Annotated in this window: 22 protein-coding genes and 1 tRNA gene; 2 read left to right on the top strand and 21 right to left on the bottom strand. The window is 61.5% G+C overall.

What is annotated here, in order from left to right:
- Window positions 1–6: 6 nt before the first annotated feature.
- The 17 genes from nrdH to HED64_RS08500 all read right to left on the bottom strand — a co-directional run bounded on the left by nrdH (window position 7) and on the right by HED64_RS08500 (window position 16,938).
- Window positions 7–252, bottom strand: a complete 246-nt coding sequence (nrdH, locus tag HED64_RS08580; RefSeq protein WP_168151624.1) for a glutaredoxin-like protein NrdH — start codon at window positions 250–252, stop codon at window positions 7–9.
- A 695-nt stretch (window positions 253–947) separates the two neighbouring features.
- Window positions 948–1,712 (bottom strand): YggS family pyridoxal phosphate-dependent enzyme, encoded by a 765-nt coding sequence (locus tag HED64_RS08575; RefSeq protein ID WP_168151623.1) that lies wholly within the window; start codon window positions 1,710–1,712, stop codon window positions 948–950.
- Between the two features lie 102 nt (window positions 1,713–1,814).
- Window positions 1,815–2,939 (bottom strand): flavin-containing monooxygenase, encoded by a 1,125-nt coding sequence (locus tag HED64_RS08570; protein ID WP_168151622.1) that lies wholly within the window; start codon window positions 2,937–2,939, stop codon window positions 1,815–1,817.
- A gap of 264 nt (window positions 2,940–3,203) precedes the next feature.
- Window positions 3,204–3,554, bottom strand: coding sequence for a zinc ribbon domain-containing protein YjdM (locus HED64_RS08565; protein WP_168151621.1), 351 nt, complete (start codon window positions 3,552–3,554; stop codon window positions 3,204–3,206).
- A gap of 229 nt (window positions 3,555–3,783) precedes the next feature.
- Window positions 3,784–4,335, bottom strand: coding sequence for a hypothetical protein (locus HED64_RS08560; RefSeq protein ID WP_168151620.1), 552 nt, complete (start codon window positions 4,333–4,335; stop codon window positions 3,784–3,786).
- Window positions 4,332–4,937, bottom strand: a complete 606-nt coding sequence (locus HED64_RS08555; RefSeq protein ID WP_168151619.1) for a hypothetical protein — start codon at window positions 4,935–4,937, stop codon at window positions 4,332–4,334. Before HED64_RS08555 ends, HED64_RS08560 begins: the two co-directional genes overlap by 4 nt.
- A gap of 310 nt (window positions 4,938–5,247) precedes the next feature.
- Window positions 5,248–5,323 (bottom strand) — tRNA-Ala (locus HED64_RS08550).
- A gap of 73 nt (window positions 5,324–5,396) precedes the next feature.
- Window positions 5,397–5,810 (bottom strand): ribosome silencing factor, encoded by a 414-nt coding sequence (gene rsfS, locus HED64_RS08545; RefSeq protein WP_168151618.1) that lies wholly within the window; start codon window positions 5,808–5,810, stop codon window positions 5,397–5,399.
- 41 nt (window positions 5,811–5,851) lie between these two features.
- The gene (locus HED64_RS08540; RefSeq protein WP_168151617.1) at window positions 5,852–7,486 is read right to left on the bottom strand and encodes a hypothetical protein; all 1,635 of its coding nucleotides are present in this window, start codon (window positions 7,484–7,486) and stop codon (window positions 5,852–5,854) included.
- Window positions 7,487–7,506: 20 nt separating this feature from the next.
- Window positions 7,507–8,136, bottom strand: a complete 630-nt coding sequence (gene nadD / locus HED64_RS08535) for a nicotinate-nucleotide adenylyltransferase (RefSeq protein ID WP_210149498.1) — start codon at window positions 8,134–8,136, stop codon at window positions 7,507–7,509.
- A gap of 4 nt (window positions 8,137–8,140) precedes the next feature.
- On the bottom strand, window positions 8,141–8,359 hold the full coding sequence (locus tag HED64_RS08530; protein ID WP_168151615.1) for a hypothetical protein: 219 nt from the start codon (window positions 8,357–8,359) through the stop codon (window positions 8,141–8,143).
- A 103-nt stretch (window positions 8,360–8,462) separates the two neighbouring features.
- Window positions 8,463–9,782 carry a glutamate-5-semialdehyde dehydrogenase gene (locus HED64_RS08525; protein ID WP_168151614.1) on the bottom strand — a complete coding sequence of 440 codons (1,320 nt, stop codon included), beginning with the start codon at window positions 9,780–9,782 and terminating at the stop codon, window positions 8,463–8,465.
- A gap of 89 nt (window positions 9,783–9,871) precedes the next feature.
- On the bottom strand, window positions 9,872–11,011 hold the full coding sequence (proB, locus tag HED64_RS08520) for a glutamate 5-kinase (protein WP_168151613.1): 1,140 nt from the start codon (window positions 11,009–11,011) through the stop codon (window positions 9,872–9,874).
- A 9-nt stretch (window positions 11,012–11,020) separates the two neighbouring features.
- A complete protein-coding gene (obgE, locus tag HED64_RS08515) occupies window positions 11,021–12,592 on the bottom strand; it encodes a GTPase ObgE (protein ID WP_168151612.1) in 1,572 nt (523 codons plus the stop codon).
- Window positions 12,593–12,742: 150 nt separating this feature from the next.
- Complete coding sequence (gene rpmA / locus HED64_RS08510; RefSeq protein ID WP_132363514.1) at window positions 12,743–12,997, bottom strand: 50S ribosomal protein L27; 255 nt, start codon at window positions 12,995–12,997, stop codon at window positions 12,743–12,745.
- A gap of 48 nt (window positions 12,998–13,045) precedes the next feature.
- Window positions 13,046–13,354, bottom strand: a complete 309-nt coding sequence (gene rplU, locus HED64_RS08505; RefSeq protein WP_132363513.1) for a 50S ribosomal protein L21 — start codon at window positions 13,352–13,354, stop codon at window positions 13,046–13,048.
- Window positions 13,355–13,545: 191 nt separating this feature from the next.
- A complete protein-coding gene (locus HED64_RS08500) occupies window positions 13,546–16,938 on the bottom strand; it encodes an Rne/Rng family ribonuclease (RefSeq protein WP_168151611.1) in 3,393 nt (1,130 codons plus the stop codon).
- 554 nt (window positions 16,939–17,492) lie between these two features.
- Between HED64_RS08500 and HED64_RS08495 the strand changes: the two genes are divergently transcribed.
- Together HED64_RS08495 and HED64_RS08490 are read left to right on the top strand one after the other, a co-directional pair.
- Entirely contained in the window at window positions 17,493–18,122 is a 630-nt protein-coding gene (locus HED64_RS08495; protein ID WP_168151610.1) for a vitamin K epoxide reductase family protein, read from the top strand.
- Entirely contained in the window at window positions 18,103–18,507 is a 405-nt protein-coding gene (locus HED64_RS08490) for a DUF2809 domain-containing protein (RefSeq protein WP_168151609.1), read from the top strand. The genes HED64_RS08495 and HED64_RS08490 overlap by 20 nt, the downstream gene beginning before the upstream one ends.
- Before the next feature lie 133 nt (window positions 18,508–18,640).
- On the opposite strand, the gene ndk is transcribed toward HED64_RS08490, so the two are convergent.
- From ndk to ileS, 4 genes are read right to left on the bottom strand one after another with little or no spacing between them, the layout of a single operon-like run.
- Entirely contained in the window at window positions 18,641–19,057 is a 417-nt protein-coding gene (gene ndk / locus HED64_RS08485; RefSeq protein ID WP_132363505.1) for a nucleoside-diphosphate kinase, read from the bottom strand.
- A 52-nt stretch (window positions 19,058–19,109) separates the two neighbouring features.
- Entirely contained in the window at window positions 19,110–19,571 is a 462-nt protein-coding gene (locus tag HED64_RS08480) for a DUF4233 domain-containing protein (protein WP_168151608.1), read from the bottom strand.
- Window positions 19,572–19,576: 5 nt separating this feature from the next.
- Window positions 19,577–20,941, bottom strand: coding sequence for a bifunctional folylpolyglutamate synthase/dihydrofolate synthase (locus tag HED64_RS08475; protein WP_168151607.1), 1,365 nt, complete (start codon window positions 20,939–20,941; stop codon window positions 19,577–19,579).
- Entirely contained in the window at window positions 20,938–24,240 is a 3,303-nt protein-coding gene (gene ileS / locus HED64_RS08470) for an isoleucine--tRNA ligase (RefSeq protein ID WP_168151606.1), read from the bottom strand. Before ileS ends, HED64_RS08475 begins: the two co-directional genes overlap by 4 nt.
- Window positions 24,241–24,739: the final 499 nt, after the last annotated feature.

The following is a 24,739-nucleotide window of genomic DNA, read 5'->3' as shown; positions in this document are numbered from 1 at the left end:
GGCTGGTTAGGCGACGGATGCGCTCTGAGTCAGGGCCAGTTCTTCAATCTTGTCTGGGCGGAACCCCGACCAGTGATCGGCGTCGGTGATAACAACAGGTGCCTGCATGTATCCCAGGGCGCGCACACGCTCCAAAGCAGCCGGATCCTGTGAGATGTCTACGCTTTGGTAGACGATGCCCTTTTTATCAAGAGCTCGGTAGGTCGCGTTGCACTGAACGCATGCTGGCTTCGTGTAAACCGTGACGGTCATTTCCGTTGATCCCCTCGTGCAAAAACTTTGTATGTGTTGGTGCTGGCTCCCTATGCCCGCCCCCGAATCTGGGGAAAGCACATGAACTGATTTTTCTCGTTAGCCATGATGCCTAAAAGAGGTGGAGATCGTACTTATTTCCCCATTGAGGGAGTTGGAGCACTAGGTCTCACCAGCTGATTCAATACTACATCTAGTAGGCAATGGGGAGGTAGACCCCAACATGATGTATTACACCCTTGTGGTTTAACTTCCCACTCGTCCACACCCCTTGTGGATAACAGTCCCTCTTTAAACCCCGCGAATCCGGTAAATTCGAAAATCTATCCACAACCTGTGGAGTGTTCGGGCGGCGTTTAAAGATCTGGCGTGTCGTTCAGCACGGCGTGTCGATGGAATTGGCGCGAACCACTAGATGTGGTTCGGCAACCCCTAGGGAAACACTACTGGTGGGGTAGGACAGTTCCGGATCCGCACTTTCCCGCACAAGGTCATGGCAAATGGCGCAATGCGGTCATTTGACAGATCTACCTTGGGACGAGAGTTGTTCCCGGCACGGATACAGCTTCGGCCAGACCGGTAGGCGAAGCCCGGTGTCCACGTCGTTTGTCCCCTCGATGTGAAGCCGCGAGTCACTGATAGTGCGTTTGGCCGCAAGACCATTGCCCCTCGGTGTTATCCGAGGTGCCTCCGGGTCAATTATTGACGGTCGGAAGTTCGCGGGCACCGAAAATGCCTTGGCCCACGCGAACCACCGTCGAGCCTTCCTCGATGGCAAGCTCGAAGTCACCGCTCATCCCCATGGAGAGCTCCTCGATATGCATTCCCGCCGGAGCACTGTCGCGCAGCATGTCGCGCAGCTCCCGAAGGCGCACGAAGCATGCGCGCACCGCATCCTTGTCATCGCTGAACAGTGCCAAGGTCATCAGGCCCTTAATGTGGAGTCGGTCGAATTGCGGGAGCTCTTCGACAAATGCCTGCACGTCGGCCGGCGCGAGCCCCGACTTGCTATCCTCATCGGACGTATTGACCTGAACGAAGACATCTAGCTGGCGATCTTCGATCTCAAGACGGTTCTGTAGCGCCGCTGCTTGGCGAACGTTTTCAAGAGCCTGAAATTCGTCGGCAAATTTCGCCACGTACTTTGCCTTGTTGGTTTGCAGGCTTCCGATAACCGAGAACTTCAGACCAGGAATGTCGGCAAGAAGTTCTGCCTTACGGGCAACCTCTTGGACTTTATTTTCTCCGAGGAAATCCATCCCCGCTGCGATCGCCAAGCGGAGGCGATCTTCCGGCACTGTCTTGCTGACCGGCAACAGCCGAATCGAAGCGGGGTCACGCCCGGCCTTTCGGGCGGCAACATCGATGCGTGTCTTGATGGAAGCAAGGTTTCGCGCAAAATCCTCTGTGGAGTTGGCGTGCGTGGCGGCCGGGCTGGAAGCGTTCAACGGAAGTGTCATGGCGGGGTAAGAATCTTTCACGAATAGGAACTTCGAAGGCGCGAGCCAATCGCCTTCGAAAGACCGCGCGCCACGGCCAACTTAGCATGTCGGGGCCGCTGCCTACTCGTGATCCCTTGCACTCGTGTTGAGACCAAACGGTGGGTCCGCAGCGTGCCCAGCTTCCTTGTACGGATGCAAATGACGTGCCAGGTAGCGGGAATCTCGACCTACTCCCCCGATAATTCCGGACGTTAACCCGTAGAGAAAAGGAATCCCGAGGAATCCGAGCCCAGGAATCTGCGTGCTGATCCCCCGGCGATGCAGTGGATAGCCGAGCTCATCAAGCTGCAGTCCATCAATCCATGAATAGTCTGGGCGATACCCAGTAGCCCAAATGATGGTGGATGCCTCCATGGGGGTGCCATCCTTCGTCATCAGCTTCCCACCGTGTATTGATTCCACTCGCCCAGCCGTCTGTACTCCGGCCGCTTGAACGTCTTTGACCGAAACTCGGATGAGCGGCGCACCTCGGGTGAAGAATCCCTTAGCGACTTTCCGACCCATGGGCGTCGAGCGAGTCAACAACCTATGGACCAGCAGCCAATAGAGCGCTGGCGCAAAGCGGATGAGAGCTTCTGGTACATGAGGCGTGGGATTTCCATAGAGGGCCACCGGGTGACTGACAACCAATTCACAGGCAATTTGGGCCCCAGATGTTCCGAAACCGACCACGGCAACCGGACCATCGGCAACCATGGCAGGATTTCGATACTCGCTCGAATGCAGCTGCCTCGTCTCGGCGGAGATTTGCGCTGCTATCGCTGGAATTTTGGGACGCTGGTGAACGCCCGTCGCAATAACTACCCGACGGGCTGTGAACGTTGTATCTGCTGTCCGAACCAAGAAACCTCCGTCGGCGCTAGCCCGCACATCGGTGACGGTTGTTGAGGTCCGAACGGGGACGCCCTTAGCCTTCGCGTAGGTTTCCAGATAATCCGCCACCGCCCCTGCGGTCGGGTAGGAAACACGTTTATCCGGGAACTTGCTGCCCGGTAACGCATCATGAGCCGCGGGAGTGAACAGTTCCAAAGAATCCCAACGCGAGCGCCACGAGTTCCCAGGAGTCGGGCCCGCCTCAAGCACGAGAAAATCTTCGCCTCGCTGCACCAATTCGTGAGCCATCGCCAATCCGCATTGGCCAGCTCCCACGATGATCGTTGGAAAGTCGATCGTTTGATTTTCCATGACGGCTCCTTGTGTCCAGCTTCGGAGCCCCCCTCTCATCAGACTACGCGTGCACTGATGGGCAGGAGCTTCAATTTAGAGGGAATCGTCCTGAGTTCCCCGTCCCCATCGTAGAAACACGGCGCTTGATCTCTTCGACCACCGCCACACTCTTTAGAGAGCTGGGGTGGCGGTCAACTCCGTCGAAGGTCTCAAGGCAGAAAGAAAGCGCCACCTCTCCGTGTTAGGGAAGGGCGGCGCATAGCTAATGAGGAGGGTGGTTTGTTAGACCTTTTTGACGACCGACGACTTCAGCTGCATGGGACCAAACCCATCGACCTTGCAGTCGATATCGTGACCGTCGGTGCCGTTGACCAGGCGGATATTGCGTACCTTGGTGCCGACCTTGATGGACTGGGCTTGTCCCTTGACCTTCAGGTCTTTCACGATAGTGACGGTGTCGCCGTCGCTCAGGACCTTACCAACCGAATCCTTGATGACTTTTTCCTGTGGCTCTTCCACGACATCCGCTTCAGCGGACCACTCATGGGCGCACTCGGGGCACACCAGCAAGGCACCCATTTCGTATGTATAGGGGCTTGAACACTGGGGGCACGATGGCAGAACGTCACTCATAAGCCTCATTCTAGTGGGTTGAATCTAACCGCTGACGCCGGAACGCCATAGGGGCCCATGTTCGGGATTCCGATGGGTCTAGAACAAGACCGCGCAGGTACCGCATCGGCAACCCAGTTGAGGAGCGCAGCCTGGCCAGTAAAAAGTGGGAACGAGAGTACAACGCTAGATGCCAGTCATGATTCATATAGATTCCAAGCGCTGCGGCCACGGATTGCCAACCGGTGGGCTAGAAACCGATGACTCTGCCGACGCCGACAGCTGCGCAAGCCCACAAGACACTGACGAACGTCCCCAGGATGAATTGCTCGGCGGCTGCATGTTGCTTCAGCTCGGAGAATCGGCCGAGCCCCTTGACCGCAAGAACCACCGCTAGCCCCTCGGGCCATGAGGCCCAGAGCGTCGAAGCTATAGCAGCACGTTCCAGCAACCCGATCCACATTCCTCCACGCAGCGGACTCGGCCCCTCTTCCTCGGAAGCATTGGGCGCCCCTAGGTTGCCTTTGAATGCCGCAAGCCTGAAGACCGTCTCGGTGACGGGACCTCCACCTAGTGTTGCCGCGGCAACACTAGCCACGATCACCAGTTCGTGCGGGATCGAAGCCGCAGCGGGAAGGTGGCTACCGATAGCCGCGGCGATCCCGGCCAGCGCAAGCACGGACACAAGCAGGTAGCTGGTAATCGACTGTTTGAGTGGCCAGCGTAGGCCGGAATCGGCAAAGTAACGTGGGGCGCCTAGTGGAATGACAAGAATCAGCAGTGCCCAGGCAATCCAGTTCATGCAGGCTCCCCTTCGTCCATCGTCATCGAATAGCTGTCCAATGCCCGTCCCGCGACGTCCGCGAGCCTGGCGGCCTCGTACCAAAGGCCCGAGGTTAGGCGTGCCGAGACGGCCTGTTGTGAGATCTCAAGGCTGGCGGCGACTTGCCGCTGAGTCAGCCCCTTGGATACCAATATGCCAGCTTCGGCCGACGAATCGGTCCGCCGCGCATTGACCAACGCGAGAATTTGCAATTCGGCCTCGAGCCGTTCGGCTTCGTCTCCGGGGCCAGACAGCGCCAAGGAGGCACTGGTATTTTTTGCCCGTTCGACCGCATCGCGGGCATATTCGAAGGCTGGGCCCCTCCCTGCACGGGTTTCCCGAGGCATCGGAGTTTGCACGGAACCGACTCCGATTCCCACACTCCATTCCCCGGTATGCGCAACGTCAAGGGCCAATATGACGGCGACGGTTCCGTCCTCGAATACCCCTTGAATCTCATCACCCGCGGTTCTTTCAAAGCCTCTCGTCGCTTCGTAGTCGCTAGCCAGCCGGCTCAGTAAGGATTCAACCTTGTCCGGCCCCGAGCGAGACTTGCGTTGATCAATGGTGATGACAATCATGATACAAGGCTACAGACTTGTACTAGCTTGCACAAGGTTTGAAGCTTGTATCATTCCATACAAGGTTCGAACATTGTGGAAATGTATCGGCAAGAGCGATGCCAGTCGCGAGATTTCGAAAGCAACTACATATCCGCAAACCGACTATCTCGGCGCGTTGGTATCCAGCTACGCCCGCTTCACGTTCTTAGAGGGCCTATCGGCGATTCATGGGACTAAGCAAGAGCCCTTATCGGCCCCAATTGCGCCCCCCTGAGGAAACAGCAAAGGCCCCCGACCTGAGTCGGAGACCTTTGCTATTTTTTGATTTTGGTGGAGGTAAGGGGATTCGAACCCCTGACCTTCTGCATGCCATGCAGACGCGCTACCAACTGCGCCATACCCCCAAATGAGAGCCGCCCTTTCGGGCAACTCAACCATCATAGGCCACACAAATCGTGTGGTGCAAATCGAAGGGTCTTACAGGACGTCTGGAAGCGTTTCGATGTGAGACATATCGGTGGCGGGCTCGCCGGTGGTCGGCAATTCGATGACCGGGCAGTCGCCCCAGAGGCGCTCAAGAGCGTAGAAGACACGGTCTTCGTTGTGCTGAACGTGGATGACAACATCCGAGTAGTCCAGCAGAACCCAGCGGCCCTGGCCGCGGCCTTCGCGACGTACCGGGCGCACGTCGAACTTGGCATCAATTTCATCTTCGATCTCATCGACGATGGAGTTGACCTGGCGCTCGGAAGCAGCCGAGGCGATCAGGAAAGCGTCGGTGACACCAAGGCGTTCGGAAACGTCAAGTGCAACCAGGTTTTCTGCCTGCTTTTCTGCCGCGGCGAGGGCGGCAGTCTTGATCATGTTGAGGGAATGTTCATGGGCGCTCATAGGGGTTCTCCTTGAGTAATTGGGGGCGTCGCACGTGGACGCTAGATGGAGTTCAGGAACATAATGAGGCCGGCGACAAGCGCCGCACCTCCAACGGACAAAGCCGCGATGACCATCAAATACATGTTGTTGGCACGGCGCATACCCGCGGTCTGCACGTCCAGGGGTTCGAGCCCCTGAGCACGCACGGCACGCACAGGCGGTCCGGCAGGTGCAGTGACAACATTCTCGGCCATGGCATCCCCAGGATCGGGAACTGCCACCGCCTTCGGAGCGGCGGTAGCGGACTTCTCCGCACCCTTCCGCGCCGGTGCTGCTGCGGCAGCTGGTGAAGCGGCTGGTGACGTGGAGTCACGAGCCGGTGCCGGGGCCGGAGTAGCAGCCTTCGGCTTGTGCGCAGGTGTGACCGCCGGGGCTTTCGCAGCCGGGGTCATCGGCTTCGGCGTTGCGGGCGCCGATGCCGGAGTCTTTGCGGCAGGGGCCGCGGGGTTCTTCAGGGAATCAACGATGGTTCCCTGGTCGGTCATCGCCAGGTTGTAACCTCGCGTGAGGGGACCAGAAACACCGGTATTAACCAGTTTCTTCTCGATCTCTTCATCACGCAGGTGGTTCATGGCCCCGGTGAAGGGATCCGAACGACGAGAGCCGGCACGCTGAGTGTTTTCTTCCTCAAGGCGCAGGCGTTCGGCGGCACGACGAGAAATGATCGCGGCTCGAGCAGCTAGTTCACGCTGCTGGGCCAGGACCTCAAGATCGACCTCCGCGAGATCTTCTTCGGGGGCCAAGAGCAACGGCTCAATACCAACCGCGCCGCCTGAACGTCGACGCAGGGCCAGTGCCTCTTCAACGCTGAGCCGTGCGGCGGCGGCGTCGGTGGCCGATGCCGCCGGGTCAACGGCAGGCTTTGCCTCGGGTGACGGTGCAGCATTCTTGGCTTGTTGAGCCGGAATCTGGGCAGCACGCGGTTCGGGCTCGGAATTTGCCGGCTTGGCTGCGTCTTTGGCGGCTCCCAAGGTCTGCAGGCGCATCTGCTTACGCGTCAGCGGGGCCGGATCCTCAGCGGGAGCCGGGTTTTTCACCGAAAGTTCCGATACCTCGGCCTGAAGCCGACGGCGCGTACGCAACGCATCGCGATCACGAGCACGCTGCAACGAGGAACGTTCGGTGCGCGTCGAGAGTGCGTCAACCTCTCCGGCAGCAGCACGTCGGCTGCGTGAAGGGGCATCTGGATCAGCCGTGGCGGCAGGCTTGGGTTCGACCGCGGCCGTCGGCTTGGCAGCCTCTGACTTCGGAACTGGCTGAACAACTGGTTTGCCAGCAACCGGCTTAGCTACGACAGGCTTCGGCTCTACCTTGGCTGCAGGTTTGGCTGCGACGGGTTTTGCCGCAGCTTTGGGTGCCGCAGCTGGCTTTTGCACCGGCGTAGCCGCCGGGACCTTAGCCTTGGGCGCAGCCGCTGCAGACGTTGTCGGCTTTCCCGGAGCAGCGGGCTTGGTAGGTACCGGCGGCTGGCTCTTGGGCGCGGAAACGGAATCGGTGGCGGCCTTGGGTTTTACGGCAGCGTCTTGCTGATCGCCCAGTGCCGTTGCATCCTTGGCAAGCTGGGCTTCGGCCTCGGCACGTCGCGCCTCCCGCAGGGCACGCCTGCTGAGCGCGGGCCCGGTCTCGTCGCTCATCTTGTCCATTCCCGGCCCGGTTAACCCTGGCCGTTGTTTACTGCGTTGTTCTTGTTGTTATACAGCTTGTACTTGCCGATGTACTGCACCACGCCGTCCGGCACCAAATACCAGACCGGATGCCCGGTGCGTACTCGTTCCCGGCAATCCGTCGAGGAGATCGACATCGCGGGAACTTCCATCAACGACACACCGCTGCGATCAAGCACCGGCAACTCGTGACCGGGCCTGGTGACTCCCACGAAATGGGCCAGCGACCACAGTTCCTCGGCGTCCTTCCAACCCAGAATCTGAGCCATCGCGTCGGCTCCGGTGATGAAGAACAATTCGGCGTCCGGACGCTGCGCCCGCAAATCCCGCAGTGTATCGATCGTATAGGTGGGACCCGGACGATCGATATCTACTCGGCTTACGGTGAAACGTGGGTTAGCCGCTGTGGCAATCACCGTCATCAGGTAACGATGTTCGGCCTCGGCAACGTCACGGTCCGATTTCTGCCACGGTTCACCGGTGGGAACAAAGACAACCTCATCGAGGTCGAATACCGAGGCAACTTCGCTCGCCGCCACCAAGTGGCCGTGGTGAATTGGATCGAATGTCCCGCCCATCACACCAAGGCGAAATGGGCGGTCCGTTCTTTCGGCCGTCAGACGACTAGTGATGGCCGTGGTTGTTGGTGTGCGTGCGGTGCGTGTCTTCGGCCTCTGCCTTGATCTCGTGGCGGTTGCCGACGTTGGTGTAAGACATGGTGATCAACAGCAGCAACATGAAGCCCAAGAAGATGCAGCCACCGACGATGATCGCGTGGGTTTGGGTCGACATACCGGCGCTCTCGGATGCCAGAATGGCTGCGTTTAGGGACTGAGTAAACATGTCTCTCCAGGGTGTTAATGTGTTCGGCATGCCCAGGGGCATCCGACACGGTCATCTAGCTGTTTGCCTTGTTATCTTCTATCGTACCCACCTTGGCACGTGGCTACGAACGAACATGCCCATCGCCCTGCACAATCCACTTGGTGGTGGTGAGCTCGCGCAGGCCCATCGGGCCCCGAGCGTGCATCTTCTGCGTCGAGATGCCGACCTCCGCACCGAGGCCCAGTTGCCCGCCGTCGGTGAAGCGGGTGGAGGCATTAACGATGACCGCAGCCGAATCAACCTCGGCAATAAAGCGTTCGGCGTGGGCCAGATCATTGGTCAGAATCGCTTCGGTGTGCCCGGTACTGTGCTGACGGATGTGAGCGATGGCACCATCAAGGTCATCTACCACCGCCACCGCCAGATCAAGATCCATGTATTCGGTGTCCCAATCGGACTCTTGGGCATCGATGGTCGGGGTCGCACCGGCGAACACCTTGGCCCGGGCATCAACGTGCAGGCGAACTCCCGCCTTGTGCAGGGCTGCCAAGACCTCGCTGGCCGCCTTCGCGTTGGCGTGCAGCAGCAGAGTCTCGACGGTATTGCACACCGAGGGGCGCTGAGTCTTGGCGTTCAGTAGGATCGGCGCTGCCATGGAAGCATCGGCCGACTCATCCAGGTAAATGTGCACATTACCCTCGCCGGTCTCGATGACCGGAACCTTCGCGGTACTGACCACGCGCTGGATCAGTTCGCGGCCACCGCGCGGAATCAGTACGTCGATCTTGCCGCGGGCGGCCATCATCGCGTCGGCTCCATCGCGACCCCACGCATCAACCGAAGCCACGGCGTCGGCAGGCAGGCCCACCGATTCCAGCGCATCACGGATCAGCGCCAGCAAGGCCACATTGGAATGGGCCGCGGCACTGCCACCGCGCAAGAGCACAGCGTTTCCACTCTTGAGGGCCAGCCCGGCGATGTCCACCGTGACGTTGGGACGAGCCTCATAAATGGCACCGATCACGCCCATGGGCACGTGAACCTGACGTAGGCGCAACCCGTTGGGCAAGGTCTGGCCACGCAGCACCGTACCCACCGGATCGGGCAAGGATGCCAGTTCCTCGAGGGCCGAGATCAGCGCATCAACCCGGGAGTCATTTAGCTTCAACCGGTCAAGGAGCGCATCGGAGGTTCCGTTGGCCCGGCCGACCTCTAAATCCTTGGCGTTCGCCGTGATGATCGCGGCACGATGAGTGTTCAGGGACGCGGCGATGGCCAGCAGTGCCCGATCCTTCCAATTCCTATCGGCTCGGGCCAGCACGCGCGAAGCCGCGCGGGCCCGGTCTGCCAGTCTGCCCACGGCCACCGTGGCACCCTCAATACCACCGGTTTGCGCGGTAACGTCGGTGAAATTCTGTGCTGTGCTGGTGTTCTGACTCATGGTTAGCCATTCTACGGTGGATACACCACGGCCCGCCTCCTATGTTAAGCAACATCGGGTAGGCGGGCCGTAGCGATATGAAAAAAATGTTAGACAAGCACCAAATCATCAACGTGAACAACTGAACGTTCGAATTGTGACCCGAGGTCCTCGCCGAGGTCCTGGGTGGTGCGACCGAGCATCTGCGGAAGTTCCGCGGAGGAGAAATTCACCAGACCGCGGGCAATGATGGCACCGGCTGCGTCGGTAATTTCCACCGCATCCCCGGCCTCGAAGGACCCACTGACGCCGATGATCCCCGCCGGCAACAGCGATGCTGTCCCGGCACTGATCGCCCGAACGGCTCCGGCATCAAGCTTCAACCGCCCGCGCGTGGAGGCTAGGTGGGCCAGCCACAGCATGCGGGTGGAACGGCGGACACCACGGGCGGAGAACCATGTTCCCACGTCCTCACCGGCCAGCGCCGCGGCGGCGTTAGCGGTAGAGGTCACCAGCGCCGGAATACCAGATTCCGCGCTCATGGTAGCTGCCTCGATCTTGGTGGCCATGCCGCCGGTGCCAAGTCCGGCTCCGCCGGTGCTTCCAACACGCACGGAGGCAAGGTCTTCGTCACGATCTACGCGAGGTACCCGCACCCCCCCGGCGTTTGGCGGGGCATCGTAAACCGCGTCAACATCCGAGAGCAGCACCAAGGCATCGGCCTTGACCAGGTGCGCCACCAGGGCCGCGAGCCGATCATTGTCACCAAAACGGATCTCGTGGGTGGCCACCGTGTCGTTTTCGTTCACGATGGGCACCACGCCCAGAGCCAGCAGCCGGTTCAACGCGCGGAACGCATTGGCGTACTGCCGACGACGGATCAGGTCATCGGCGGAGAGCAGAACCTGTCCGACCGTCACACCATGGGCGGAAAACGCTTGGGTGTACCTGGCCATCAGCAGGCCTTGGCCCACCGACGCGGCGGCCTGCTGAGTGGCAAGATCCCGTGGGCGCCGTCCCAAATCCAGCGGAGCCAGTCCTGCGGCAATGGCACCGGAGGATACGAGGATCAGCTCGATTCCCGACGTGTGCACCGCAGCCAGGCGATCAACCAGAGAGCTCAGCGCCTCCTCGGAGATACCTCCGGACAGGGTGGTGAGCGATGAGGAACCGACCTTTACCACGATGCGTGAAGCACGCGGTAGGTCTGTTCTCTGGGTAATGCCCGAGGGCTGGTTAGTGGCTTTCACGATGCTGGGTTACTCCCCTGCCTTAGGTAGCTGGTGCTTGTAGTTCACGGACTCCGTCCAGATTCCGGCCTTGCGTTCGGCTTCCAAGTCGTCGCGTGCAGCAGTCTTCGCGTCCTTACGCGCTTCGTGCTGGGCCTTCTTCTCCTCACGGGAGGGACGGGCACCAAATTCGGCCAGGCGCTCGTCCTGGCCACGGCGTGAACCGAGCAGTTCGGCGCCGGCAGCCATCGTCGGCTCCCAGTCGAAGACCACTGCATCAGCCTCGGAACCGATGACCACTGCATCGCCGGGACGTGCGCCCAGCTTGTACAGCTGGTTTTCAACACCCAGCTTGGCCAGGCGGTCGGCCAGGTAGCCCACAGCCTCGTCATTGCGGAAGTCGGTCTGCATGATCCAGCGCTCCGGCTTTTCGCCAATGACGCGGAACAGCGGCTCGAGGTTACGCTCTTCCTTGCGGATCACAAAGCCGGCCCTGCTGGCCTTGGTGGCGCGCGGACGCAGCATCTCCACGGCAACGGGCAACGGAGCTGCCTCGATCTTGGCGCGGGCCTCGGTGACCAGCTCGGACATTGCGAAGGAGAGCTCACGCAATCCCTCGCGGCTCATGGCCGAGACCTCGAAGACGCGGTAGCCACGCTTCTCCAGTTCCGGGCGTACAAATTCGGCCATATCCCGGCCATCTGGCATGTCGACCTTGTTCAGGGCCACCAGACGCGGGCGTTCGTTCAATGGGATGATCTGTCCATCGGCACCGGCGAAGGAGGAGTCAACCTCGTAGGCGTCGAGTTCGGCCTGGATGGTTTCCAGGTCAGAGACGGGGTCTCGATCGGTTTCCAGGGCACCGCAGTCAAGCACGTGCACCAAGGCTGCACAGCGTTCTACGTGGCGCAGGAATTCTAGGCCCAGGCCGCGGCCCTGTGAGGCGCCGGGGATCAAACCCGGAACATCTGCCACGGTGTAACGCACCTCGCCGGCCTGAACCACACCGAGGTTCGGGACCAGGGTGGTGAACGGGTAGTCGGCGATCTTCGGACGCGCTGCGGAGATCGCGGCGATCAGCGAGGACTTGCCGGCCGATGGGTAGCCCACGAGGGCTACGTCGGCAACGGACTTAAGTTCAAGGACGACCTCGGCGGCGGTGCCCGGGGTGCCCAACAGCGCGAAGCCGGGAGCCTTACGGCGTTGGCTGGAAAGTCCGGCGTTGCCCAGGCCACCGAGGCCACCTGCTGCAACAACGTATTCGGTGCCATCGCCGATGAGGTCCGCGAGGATGACCCCGTCACGCGTCTTAACGACGGTGCCCTCGGGCACCGGCAGGACCAGCGATTCGCCGTTTTTACCCGGGCGCAGATCGCCCTTGCCGCCTTCGCCGTTTCCGGCGTGGCGGTGCGGTGAGTGGTGGTAGGACAGCAGCGTGGTGGTCTGGGCGTCTACGCGCAAAACCACGTTGCCACCGTCACCGCCACTGCCACCGTCTGGACCACCCAGCGGCTTGAATTTTTCTCGTTTGATGGAGACACAGCCGTGCCCACCGGTACCACCGGAGACATGGAGGACCACTCGGTCGATGAAGGCTGCCACGGTTGAAAGCTCCTAGCAAAAAAGATGGTGTTTCCGATGCCGCACACTGGCGGCAAAAAGGGGTAAACACCTAGGGGTTTTGGAAAAACACAAAGAGGGTGAGCCGTGCGGCCCACCCTCTCCAGTGTAATGAATGCGGTTACGCGCTAATTAGCCAGCGGTAACGATGTTCACGACTTTGCGGCCGCGACGAGTGCCGAATTCGACAGCTCCAGCTTCGAGTGCGAACAGGGTGTCGTCCTTGCCGATTCCCACGCCGGCGCCTGGGTGGAAGCGGGTGCCGCGCTGGCGAACGATGATCTCGCCTGCCGAAACAACCTGACCACCGAAACGCTTTACGCCCAGGTACTGGGCGTTGGAATCACGACCGTTGCGAGAGGAACTCGCGCCCTTCTTATGTGCCATTGAATGTGCCTACCTTCAGGTAATGAGAATTCTTGGATACAACCGCAATTAAGCGATCGAGGTGACCTTGACCTTGGTCAACGAAGCGCGGAAACCCTGGCGCTTCTTGTAACCGGTCTTGTTCTTGAACTTCTGAATGACAATCTTCTGACCGCGAAGGTTCTCAATGACCTCAGCGGTCACCGTAACCTTGGCGAGCTCGTCGGCTGCAGAAGTTACCTTCTCGCCATCAACCAGCAACAGGGCCGGAAGTTCGATGGAGGCGCCGGGGGCAGCCTTCAGACGGTCAAGGGTTACGAGGTCTCCAACAGAAACCTTTTCCTGGCGGCCGCCAGCGCGGACAATTGCGTACACCACGTGGGTACTCACTTCTACTCGACGTTCAATATGTCTTGCTGCGCATCACTACCTCAATGAAACTGAGGATTGCGCTGTGCTGGCACGCCGAGCGGAAGAATCCGATAGCTGGCGTTCGCACCGAGGATCTAGACTACGCTAAAAAGCGCTGCGGGGGCAAATACAACTTGACCCCGCGGGCGTCAAGATCCCTACTCTTTCAACTCGTTGACCGGCATCCCTACACCCAGCATGATCGGCGCATTCGCGGCTTTCTGCGGCTGTGGGGACTTCGTTTGGTCAGCGAGTGAAGCCACATGGGATGTGCCCGATGTAGCTCGCGTGTCCGATGCCACAGAAACTGCAGAATCGGAACCGCCTTGCGGGCTCATGGCACGACGGCTGCGCTTGACGCGCGCCACCGGCTCTGAGACCGAAGTCTTGTTAGGTGCCGTGCGACTTGACGCCTGTTCGGGCGCCTCGTCGGAGGCTTGGCCGGCAACACCCGAGATGACGGGGGCTGCGGCGGGAGCAGGAGAGGGAACTACAACTGTAGCGCTCTCCTGAGTCTTGGCGCGCGGCTTGCGACGGCTGCGGCTACGTGCGGGGCGTGAGGATCCGCTTTCGCTTCCCTCGTCACCTTCCACTGCCTGATCCGCGGGGGAATGATCCGGAAGCGCCGCTTCCAGCGTCTCCAGGGTCAGCGACGGGGCAGGAGTCTCGGATCCGGCACGACGGTTACGTCGTGCGGCGGGAACCACCACGGACTCCCCCGCAACGGTGAGCGTAGCCCCTTCTTCTTCCGGCGCTACCTGTCCCAACTCGTGGGCGGCCAGGGCTGCTGCGGCAATGTTCGCGAAGGCATTACGCGTTGCTGTGGCCTTTGCCTCAAGTGCTGCGGGAACCGCTGCGGGCGATTCTTCGCTGACCTCGTGAGCTGAATCGTTACCGGATTCTCCCTCGGAGCCACGGTTGCGACGGCGACGCTCGGCACGCGAGGGCTTCTCGGCCGCACGCTGGCTCGGTGCGTGTGCTTCGCCGGCCGAGTTGAACGTGCGGTGGTGTTCCACCGGCTCGTCGTGGGTGATGACGCCGCGGCCGTTGCAGGCCTCGCAGTTTTCGCCGAAGACTTCAAGCAAACCGGTGCCCATGCGCTTACGGGTCATCTGGATCAGACCCAGCGATGTCACCTCGGCGACCTGGTGCTTGGTCCGGTCGCGGCCCAGGCACTCCACCAGTCGGCGGAGCACCAGATCGCGGTTGGATTCCAGGACCATGTCGATGAAGTCGATGACGATGATGCCACCGATATCGCGCAGGCGCAGCTGGCGAACGACCTCTTCGGCCGCCTCCAGGTTGTTCTTGGTGACGGTTTCCTCGAGGTTGCCGCCGGAACCGGTGAACTTACCGGTGTTCACGTCAACCACGGTCATCGCTTCGGTGCGGTCAATGACCAGCGAACCACCCGAGGGCAGGAAGACCTTGCGGTCAAGTGCCTTGTGGATCTGCTCGTCGATGCGGAAATCGGTGAAGATGTCCGCTTCCGACTCCCACTTTTCCAGTCGTGAGACCAGATCCGGGGCCACGTAGGTCACGTAGGCCTCGATGGTGTCCCAGGCGTCGTCGCCGGAAACGATGAGCTTGGTGAAGTCCTCGTTGAAGACATCGCGGACAACCTTGATGGTCAGATCCGGTTCCCCGTAGAGCAGTTCCGGAGCCAGCGTCTTGGTGGAGGTCGAGGCGGCCTCGATGCCTTCCCACTGGGCGCGCAGGCGGTTGATGTCATTCATCAACTCTTCTTCGGAAGCACCCTCGGCGGCGGTGCGCACGATGACGCCCGCATTTTCCGGCAGGTGATCCTTCAGGATCTTCTTCAGGCGGTTGCGCTCCACGTCGGGAAGCTTGCGTGAGATGCCGGTCATTGAGCCACCCGGTACGTACACCAGGTAGCGGCCCGGCAGGGAGATCTGGCTGGTTAGGCGGGCGCCCTTGTGGCCGACCGGATCCTTGGTGACCTGCACCAAGACGGTGTCCCCGGACTTCAGTGCGTGCTCAATGCGGCGCGGGTGACCGTCAAGGCCCGCCACGTCCCAATTAACCTCACCGGCGTAGAGCACGGCGTTGCGTCCGCGTCCGATATCAACGAAGGCGGCCTCCATGGACGGCAGTACGTTCTGTACCTTACCGACATAGACGTTGCCGATCAGCGAATCCTGCTGCGTCTTGGAGACGAAGTGCTCGGCCAGGATGCCATCTTCGAGCACACCGATCTGGATCCGGTCTTCACGCTGGCGCACGATCATCTGGCGGTCAACGGATTCGCGGCGAGCCAGGAACTCGGCCTCGGTGATGACCTGACGGCGACGGCCCGACTCGCGGGAATCGCGGCGGCGCTGACGCTTGGCCTCGAGGCGGGTGGAACCGCGTACGGCGGTGACCTTGTTGGAAACCACCGGTTCCAAGGTGGCGCGCGGGGCACGGACCCGGGTGATGGTGTTTGGCGGATCGTTTTCGGCTCCACCACTGAGTTCAAGGTCGGCCTCGCCACGACGGCGGCGACGACGACGACGCGAGACAACACCAGAGTCATCACCCGACTCCTCCTCGGAGGCGGCATTGCGGTTGCGGCGAGATGCCGCAGCATCCTCATCGGCATCGGCTTCAAGCTCCACGGCCGCGGCCAGGTTCGGAGCCTGGAAGATCAGCGAGAGGGCCGATTCCGGGATGGCGAACGGATCGGAGATGGTGACCGATTCGGGCTCCGTGACAACGTCTTCGGTGGCGGTTTCATGAGCCACGGCCGCCGGGGCTTCCGGGGCTTCGATGACCTGCTCGTCGGCGGGTGCAGCGTTGCGGTTACCGCGAGAGTTGCGGGCCGGACGGCGGCGTGATGACTTGGCCGGCTCTGCGGCTTCCGCGACGGTGTCCTCGGCTGCTTCCTCGGTAGCGGCGGCAACTGGCGCGACTGCTTCAGCCTCGGCCGTCTGCGCTGCGTTGGATGCCGGTGCGGAGGCCTTGCGGCTTCGACCGCGGGCCGGGCGACGGGCACCGGTCTTCGCGGCTTGTTCCTGCTCGGGTGCTGCTTCGTGAACCGACTCGATGGTCGAGTGAACCTTGGCCGCAAGTGTTGCCGCGGGGGCCACAATGCCCGCCGGTGCTTCGCTGGCTGCGGCACCCGGGGAGGTCACTCCGGAGGTGGCGCGGCGTGGGCCACGACGTGCCGGTGCCTTAGCCACTGCGGTCTTGGTCTCAGTGAGAACCGGTGCCTGCACGGCGGCCTTGGCACTACGGCTTGCCGGGGCGTTGGTGACTTCGCCCGATGCTGCCGCGGCAACCGACTCAACGGTGGCCTCGGGGGCACGCTTTGCCGGGGCGTTACGGTTATCTGCTCCGCGACGAGCGGTGGAGTTGCGTGGGGCAACGTTGGCGCGAGTCCGGGAGGGAGCTGCCGCCGCGTTGTCGAGGTCGGCAAGCGTCATGGCCCGGCGTACCGGCACGCTGGCCGGAGGCTGTTCGTTAAAGTTCTTGCGCGGGCGGGACGTGCGGGTCCGGGCCTTTGGCCCCTGGCCCATCGCTGCCTTAGATTCGTCGCGATTCAGTGCCATGTTAAAAGAGTGCTCCTCGGCGGGTTGATGGCTCCCACAGATAGCTCGTCTTCCCTGGTTAGTTCGCTGGACCGGGCCGAATGGGCCACGTGTCTCAGCGGAAGTCATTTTCTGACTTACTCGGGTGCGCCAACCATCTGCGGGGCGCGGCATCCGTGTAAGACCAACAACGCTTTTCCAAGCAAGCCGCTTTACGTTGCGGCGACCATATCGCGGTATTCGCTTCGACCTTCGTATAGGCGGTCTCTTGGCAGCAGATGCATCGCGATGGGGCTTGAAAGCCTGTTGTTGGGTTGAAAGCAGACTGTGGATCCACGAACAACCATAGCTATTGTCTCACATCGACACGCCGATAAACGACGCGCCGAGAACCTCGGCGGTTCCCCACCCGCAGCGCGGGACCCCTCGGCGCGCTGGGGCACGCCGAGGCAGCATGCGAGCATTAGACTTCAAACAGGGTCACGGGCATGATTTTCCCGCTCGCCCGAGGTGAAACTCGGGCACCACGATGCCCACAAACACGTGGGAATACACAGCACCACAAGGGAGTACGAATGAGCCACATCGACGCAGCACAGATCCGGGAGCGTGAAGCGAGCCTGCCAGCCATGGCGCGGGATCGCCCGTTCGGAATTTTTTTGGTGCTCAGCGCGGCGGTGTCCTGGATCGCCGCCGGGATCCTGGTGCTCGAGCGCCTGGCCCTCTACAAGAACCCCAATTACATCACCAGTTGCGACTTTAACCCCTGGGTTTCCTGCGGCACCGTCATGAAGTCTGCCCAGGCCGAACTGTTGGGCTTCCCCAACCCGCTGTTGGGCATCGTCGGCTTCGGTCTGGTGATCACCATCGGCATGGCACTGCTGGCCGGGGCCCGCTTCGCCCGCTGGTTCTGGATCGGCATCCAGCTCGGGATCACCGTGGCCATGGTGTTCATCATCTGGCTCTGGTCCCAGGCCCTGTATGAAATCAACGCCCTGTGCCTGTACTGCATGATCGTCTGGGCGATGATGATCCCGATGTTCCTCTTCACCACCGCGCGCAACATCATCCACTCGGTGATCCCGGCCCCGGCGGCACTGCGCCGCTTCGCCGCCGAGTGGACTTGGGTCATGGTCATCGTCATGCTGATCATCACCGCCGCCACCATCGTCCTACGATTCCCCGGTGCCTTCTTTGGCGCCTAAGGCCAGCACCCGCCGTTGGGTGGCTGCCGCCCTGGTGATCCCGGTCATCGGCATCGGGCTGCTCTCGCGTTTTGGTGGTTCGGGACTACTGGCCGATGTGTCCGGTGGTCTGCTGTACGCGGTGCTGATTTATGTGCTGCTCACGGTCCTGCGCCCACGGGCCACACAGCTCTCCAACGCTGTCATTGCACTGGTGTTCTGTGTGCTGATTGAACTGCTGCAGCTCACCCATATTCCCGCGGAGCTGGCCCGCGTTTTCTCCCCCAGCGCGCTGGTGCTGGGCACCGGATTCGCGCCACGTGATTTGCTGGCCTACTTCATGGGTGCGGCCCTGGCTTTGGGCATCGATGTGACTATCTCTCGCCGCTCTAGCTCCCGGAGCTAAGTCGGCCCGCAGCTGAGCACCGCTGGTCCTGGATGGCACAAACAAGAGGGTCCGAGCCGCTGTTACTTCTTCCCGTCAAAGGGAAAAGAACTGCGGGCCGGACCCTCTTTAGCACCCGTGCGGCGCTAGAGATTTAGGCGAACCAGATGCCGATTTCGCGGGCTGCCGACTCTTCGGAGTCGGAGCCGTGAACCAGGTTCTGCTGAACCTTCAGACCCCAGTCGCGGCCCAGATCCCCACGGATGGTGCCCGGGGCTGCGGTGGTCGGGTCGGTGGTGCCGGCCAGTGAGCGGAAGCCGGTGATGACGTTCTGCCCCTCGGCGATGATCGCGACGACCGGGCCGGAGAGCATGAAGTCAACCAGCGGCTGGTAGAACGGCTTGCCCTCGTGCTCGGCGTAGTGCTCGGCCAGCATTTGCGGCGTTGCCGAAACCTGCTTCAATTCCGCGATCGTGTAGCCCTTGGCTTCGATGCGGGCCAGGATCACGCCGGTGAGCTGACGCTTAACGCCATCGGGCTTTACCAGGATCAGGGTGCGTTGGATAGCCACGGGGGCGACTCCTTAGTGTTGTAGGTGAAAGTTAGTTCTCGCTGCTTTGATTCTACGGTTGAGCTACACCGGTGCCGGAATCCGGCTCCGGGTGTGCCGCATCCCAGGCCGCCTGTTCGCGGAGACGGCGGGCGCTCTCCACATCCATGGCGTGGCCCTTACTCACCGCGTACCACCAGGTCACGGCGAAGGCTGCGCCGATGAAAAACATCTCGGTGAGCAAAAAACCGGAGAAGATCAACATCAGCTGCAACAGCCAGCCAATCGCATAGCCCAGCGGTTTTTTCAGCAGCGCACAGGTCATAATGCAGATGATGGCCACCGTGACACCGCTGCCGATGATCAGCACCGGATTAAGAGTCTCACGGTTCAGCCCGTAGATGGCGAGCGTCGCGAAGAGCACAACAAAGGCCTCAAGACTCAGCACCGTAGAGGCGAACATCACACGCGTGGAACGCGGCTTCTTGGGTTGCCCCGGACGCCATTCACGTTGCGCCTTGGTCATTTTTGCCATGGTAGCTAGACACCTCCGAGCAACATGCGGGCCTCGCCGACCAGCGTGATCGAGCCGGTGACCAACACGCCGCCGCCAAAGTCCTCGCCGGACTCGGCACGCCCGACCGCCCATTCCAGGGCCTCGTCGAGGCGTTCACTGATGAACAGGTCTTCTTCGTTAAAGCCTGCTTCCAGGGCCAGGGTGGCCAGTTCCCCGGCCGGGATGGCCCGCGGGGAGTTGGATTGGGTGATGGCAATGTCATCAACCAGGTCCAGGTAGGCCTCGCGGAGCTGAACGAGCATCGCTTCGGCGTCCTTCTCGGCCAGAATCCCGATGACCAAGACCAACTTCGAGAAGCCGAAGGACTCCTTCACCGCGGCGGCCGAGGCACGGATGCCATCGGGGTTGTGTCCGGCATCCAACAGCACGGTCGGTGCCTTGCGGATGACCTCGAGCCGGCCGGGGCTGGTGGTGGCACCGAAGCCGGTGCGTACCAAATCCTGATTCAGCTCGCGTTCTCCGCCGCCGATGAACGCCTCAACGGCGGCCAGGGCCACCGCCGCGTTCTGCGCCTGGTGTTCACCGTGCAGCGGCAACAGGATATCGGTGTAGCGTCCGGCCAGACCCTGAATCTCCAGCTGTTGGCCGCCAACGGCCACAATCCGTGAGGAGACACCAAATTCAATGCCCTCAAAGCGGTAGGGCACCTCAAGTTCGCGGGCACGTTCCAGCAGCACCTGCGCGGCATCGGCCGGCTGTGCGGAGGAGATCAGGAAGCCGCCGGGCTTGATGATGCCAGCCTTTTCTTGGGCGATCAGTTCCGTGGTATCACCCAGGAGCTCCACGTGGTCAAGGGAGATCGGGGTGATGACCGAGACTTGTCCATCACCCACGTTGGTGGCATCGGTGATCCCACCCAGGCCCACCTCGATGATCGCCACATCCACCGGGGTGTCGGCGAAGATCGCGTAACCCAGCACCGTGAGCGCCTCGAAGTAGGTCAGCCGATTTTCACCCGCCGCGCTCAGCTCGTCATCAACGATCTGCAGGTAGGGGCGGATCTCGTCCCAGATGCGCACGAAGGTCTCATCATCCACCGGCTCCCCATCGATGGCGATGCGTTCGGTGACCGAAACCAGGTGCGGGGAGGAATACCGTCCGGTCCGCAGGTCGTGGGCGCGCAACAGGGATTCGATCATCCGCGCCGTGGAGGTCTTGCCGTTGGTGCCGGTGATGTGGATGATCGGGAAGGACTTGTTCGGCTCCCCCAGAATCTCCATGGCCCGGAACATCGGGCCCATGCGTGGTTCGATCTTGTTTTCCGGCGCGCGGGCCAGAAGTTCGGCGTACACGCTGGCTACGGAGAACTTGTCAAAGGTGTCGCTCATGCGTTGGGTCCCATTTCCTTCTCGACTTCGGCGCTGGCCACGGTTTCCACCGAAACGACGGGGGCTTTTGCGTCCGCGGAGCTGATGAGCACCAGCCCGAGGCTCAGCGTTTCACCCTTGATCAGTTCGGCGTTGGCATGCAGCGCGGCCACGGTGGCCTCATCGGCGGTGATCTGTGTGCGGATTCGATCGCTGACCAACAGGTCCGCATCCTTGCGGGCGGACTGGATGGCGCGGATCATGTCGCGGGCCAGGCCCTCGGCCGCCAGCTCGTCGGTGACCTCGGTATCCAGGACGAGGAAGCCGCCGCCGGGCAGCACCGCTGCGGCGATCGATTCCTCACCAATGCTGGGAGCCACCACGGTTTCTAGCGTGTACTCGTGCTCCTGCAGAGCCAGTCCACCGGCGGTGACCACACCGTCATCACCCACGGACCAGTCACCAGATTTCGCACCCTTGATGGCGAGCTGGACATTTTTGCCCAGTCGCGGGCCCGCGGCACGGGCATTGATAACTAGTTGCTGGCTGATGCCGTATTCGGCCGCGTTGGCGGTTGCTGCATCGATCAGCGTGATGCTGCGCAGGTTCAGCTCGTCCTTCAGGATGCTCACGAAGGTGCCCTCCAACGCCGCGGCGTTGGGAGCTGCCACGGTCATGCCGGCCAGCGGCAGACGCACGCGCAGGTTCGCCGCCTTGCGCAGCGAGGAACCCACCGAGGCGATGCGGCGGGTGGCCTCCATGGCTGCCACCAGCTCGGCGTGCTCACCAAAGAGCTCGGCGTCGGGCCAATCGGCCAGGTGAACCGAGCGTTCCCCGGTGAGTCCGCGCCAGATTTCCTCGGCCGCCAGCGGCAATAGCGAGGCCGAAACGCGGGTCAGGGTTTCTAAGCAGGTGTAGAGCGTGTCGAAGGCAGCGGTGTCTTCGTCGAAGAAGCGCTGGCGGGACCGGCGCACGTACCAGTTGGTCAGCGTATCCATGTACTGGCGGATGGATTCTGCGGCATCGGAGATGTCGTAGGCGTCCAGCTTGGCCGTGACGTCGCGGACCAATCCACCGGTAGCTGCCAGCATGTAGGCATCCAGCGGGTCACTTGAGGAGTAGGAGAGCTTCGCGGTGTAACCGGCGCCGTCATTTGCGGCGTTGGTGTACAGGCAGAAGAAGTGCCAGACGTTCCACATCGGCAGCAGGACCTGACGCACGCCATCGCGGATGCCCTGTTCGGTGACCACCAGGTTGCCACCACGCAGGATTGGGGAGGAGAGCAGGAACCAGCGCATGGCATCGGAGCCGTCGCGGTCCAGCACCTCGTTAACATCCGGGTAGTTGCGCAGCGACTTAGACATTTTCTGTCCGTCGGATCCCAGCACGATGCCGTGACTGATCACGTTCTTGTAGGCCGGGCGGTCAAAGAGCGCGGTGGAGAGCACGTGCATGGTGTAGAACCAGCCGCGGGTCTGCCCGATGTATTCGACGATGAAGTCCGCCGGGTGGTGGGTGTCGAACCATTCCTTGTTCTCAAACGGGTAGTGCGCCTGGGCGTAGGGCATCGATCCGGAGTCAAACCAGACATCAAGCACGTCTTCCACACGGTACATGGTGCCGTTTTCGGCGCAGCCATCGTGCTTTTTACTCAGCTCGTCGATGAACGGGCGGTGCAGATCCGGTTGACCCTCAAGGTTCAGCGGCAGTCGGCCGAAGCCGGCCTGCAGCTCGGCCAACGAACCGTAGACCTCGCGGTGCGTGCAGTTTTCGCCGTCGCATTCCCACACCGGGATCGGGGAGCCCCAGTAGCGGTTGCGTGAGATGGACCAGTCGCGGGCGTTGGCCAGCCACTTGCCAAACTGGCCTTCCTTCACGTTCTCCGGGATCCAGTTGATGCCCTGGTTCAGTTCCAGCATGCGGTCCTTGACCGCGGTGACCTGGACGTACCAGGAAGAGATCGCGCGGTAGATCAGCGGGGTGCGGCAGCGCCAGCAATGCGGGTAGGAGTGCTCGAAGGAAGCCTGCTTGATCAGCTTCGCCGAGTCCTTCAGGATCGCGGTGATCGACTTGTTCGCGTCAAAGACCTGCACACCGACGATCTGCTCCAGTTCTCCACCCTTAAAGAGCGGCAGGAACTTTGCACCTTCATCGATCGAGAGGATCACCGGGATGCCGGCAGCCTCACAGATCTTCTGATCCTCTTCACCATAGGCCGGTGCCTGGTGGACGATGCCGGTGCCGTCGGTGGTGGTGACGTAGTCGGCCACCAGGATCTGCCAGGCCTTGGCGGTGTTCCACGTCTCGGTGTCGGTGAAGGTGTCCCAGAGCGGTGCGTAGGTGATACCGGCGAGCTGTTCACCGGTGTAGCGGGCGCTGATTGCTGCGCTGGCCGCCTTGGCGTCGGCATAACCCAGGTCCTTGGCGTAGGCACCAACCAGGTCCTCGGCGAGCAGGAAGTTTCCGCTCGCGTCCGAGGCCTTCACGCCGTTTTCGCCGGCGGGCAGTACCACGTAGGAGATCTTCGGACCCACGGCCAGGGCCATGTTGGTTGGCAGCGTCCAGGGGGTGGTGGTCCAAGCCAGGGCCTGGACTCCGGCGAGCTCCTGGGAGATCTCCGATGCTCCGGCAAGCAGTTCGAAGGAGACGGTGACGGTCTGGTCCTGACGGTCCTTGTAAACATCATCGTCCATCCGCAACTCGTGGTTGGACAGCGGGGTCTCGTCCTTCCAGCAGTACGGCAGCACGCGGAAGCCCTGGTAAGTCAGGCCCTTGTCGGACAGCTGCTTAAACGCCCAGATGACCGATTCCATGTACTCGACGTTCAGCGTCTTGTAGTCATTCTCAAAGTCGACCCAGCGCGCCTGACGGGTGACGTATTCCTGCCACTCACCGGCATACTTCATCACCGAGGTGCGGCAGGCGTCGTTAAACTTATCGATGCCCATGGCCTCGATCTGCACCTTGTCGGTCATGCCCAGCTGCTTCATGGCCTCAAGTTCGGCCGGCAGTCCGTGGGTGTCCCAACCGAAGCGGCGTTCCACGCGCGATCCACGCTGGGTCTGGTAGCGGGCTACCATGTCCTTGACGTAGCCGGTGAGCAGGTGCCCGTAGTGCGGCAGGCCGTTGGCGAAGGGCGGACCATCGTAGAAGACAAACTCGTTGTCGCCGTTTTCTCCGGCATCACGATTATCGATGGAGGCCTGGAAGGTCTCATCGTTCTTCCAGTAGGAAAGGACCCGTTCCTCAATCTCCGGGAAGCGGGGAGAGGATGGCGTGGTGCCATGCGGGTCGGTCGAGGCCTTGGGGTAACTGGTCATCTGCGGCAGTCCTGGGATCGAAGGCGTTTTTACACGCTAGGCGTTCTCCAACACAGGGACGAGAATGAAGTAAATTGGTCACTTCACCTCGCGGTACCACCCCGCTTGCCCGATTCGCCCCGAATTGCTTCGAGGTGTTTCGCGCCGCTCGTTAATAGCTGTGACGGGCTTACCCGCTCGGTTCTACTGGGCCAACGCGCACGATGGCGACAACGGCTGTTCTTCCGAGGACTCACCGGCGATAACCGGGTCGATGTCCTAATGCCTCCAGTCTAGCGCGCGATCCCCCATCATGCTCAATCCCCTGCTTTAGTCCGCTGGCTAGTCTCCTAGTTTAAGCCGCTGGTTTGATCCCCGGCTGTATGACTCGCTCCATTCCTGGGATTGCCGCCCAACGTTCGCACCGAACCCATCGGGCAAGGCGGGACAGAGCCGCGATCTCACGCGGAATACTTATCCACATTCCCCACGCACTTTCCCCACGCCCTATATATCCGGC

Origin of the sequence: Paeniglutamicibacter terrestris, assembly GCF_012271785.1 — a bacterium.
GTDB lineage: Bacteria > Actinomycetota > Actinomycetes > Actinomycetales > Micrococcaceae > Paeniglutamicibacter > Paeniglutamicibacter terrestris.
Note: the sequence above shows the minus strand (reverse complement) of the source record. Positions and strands in the feature narration are given on the sequence as shown.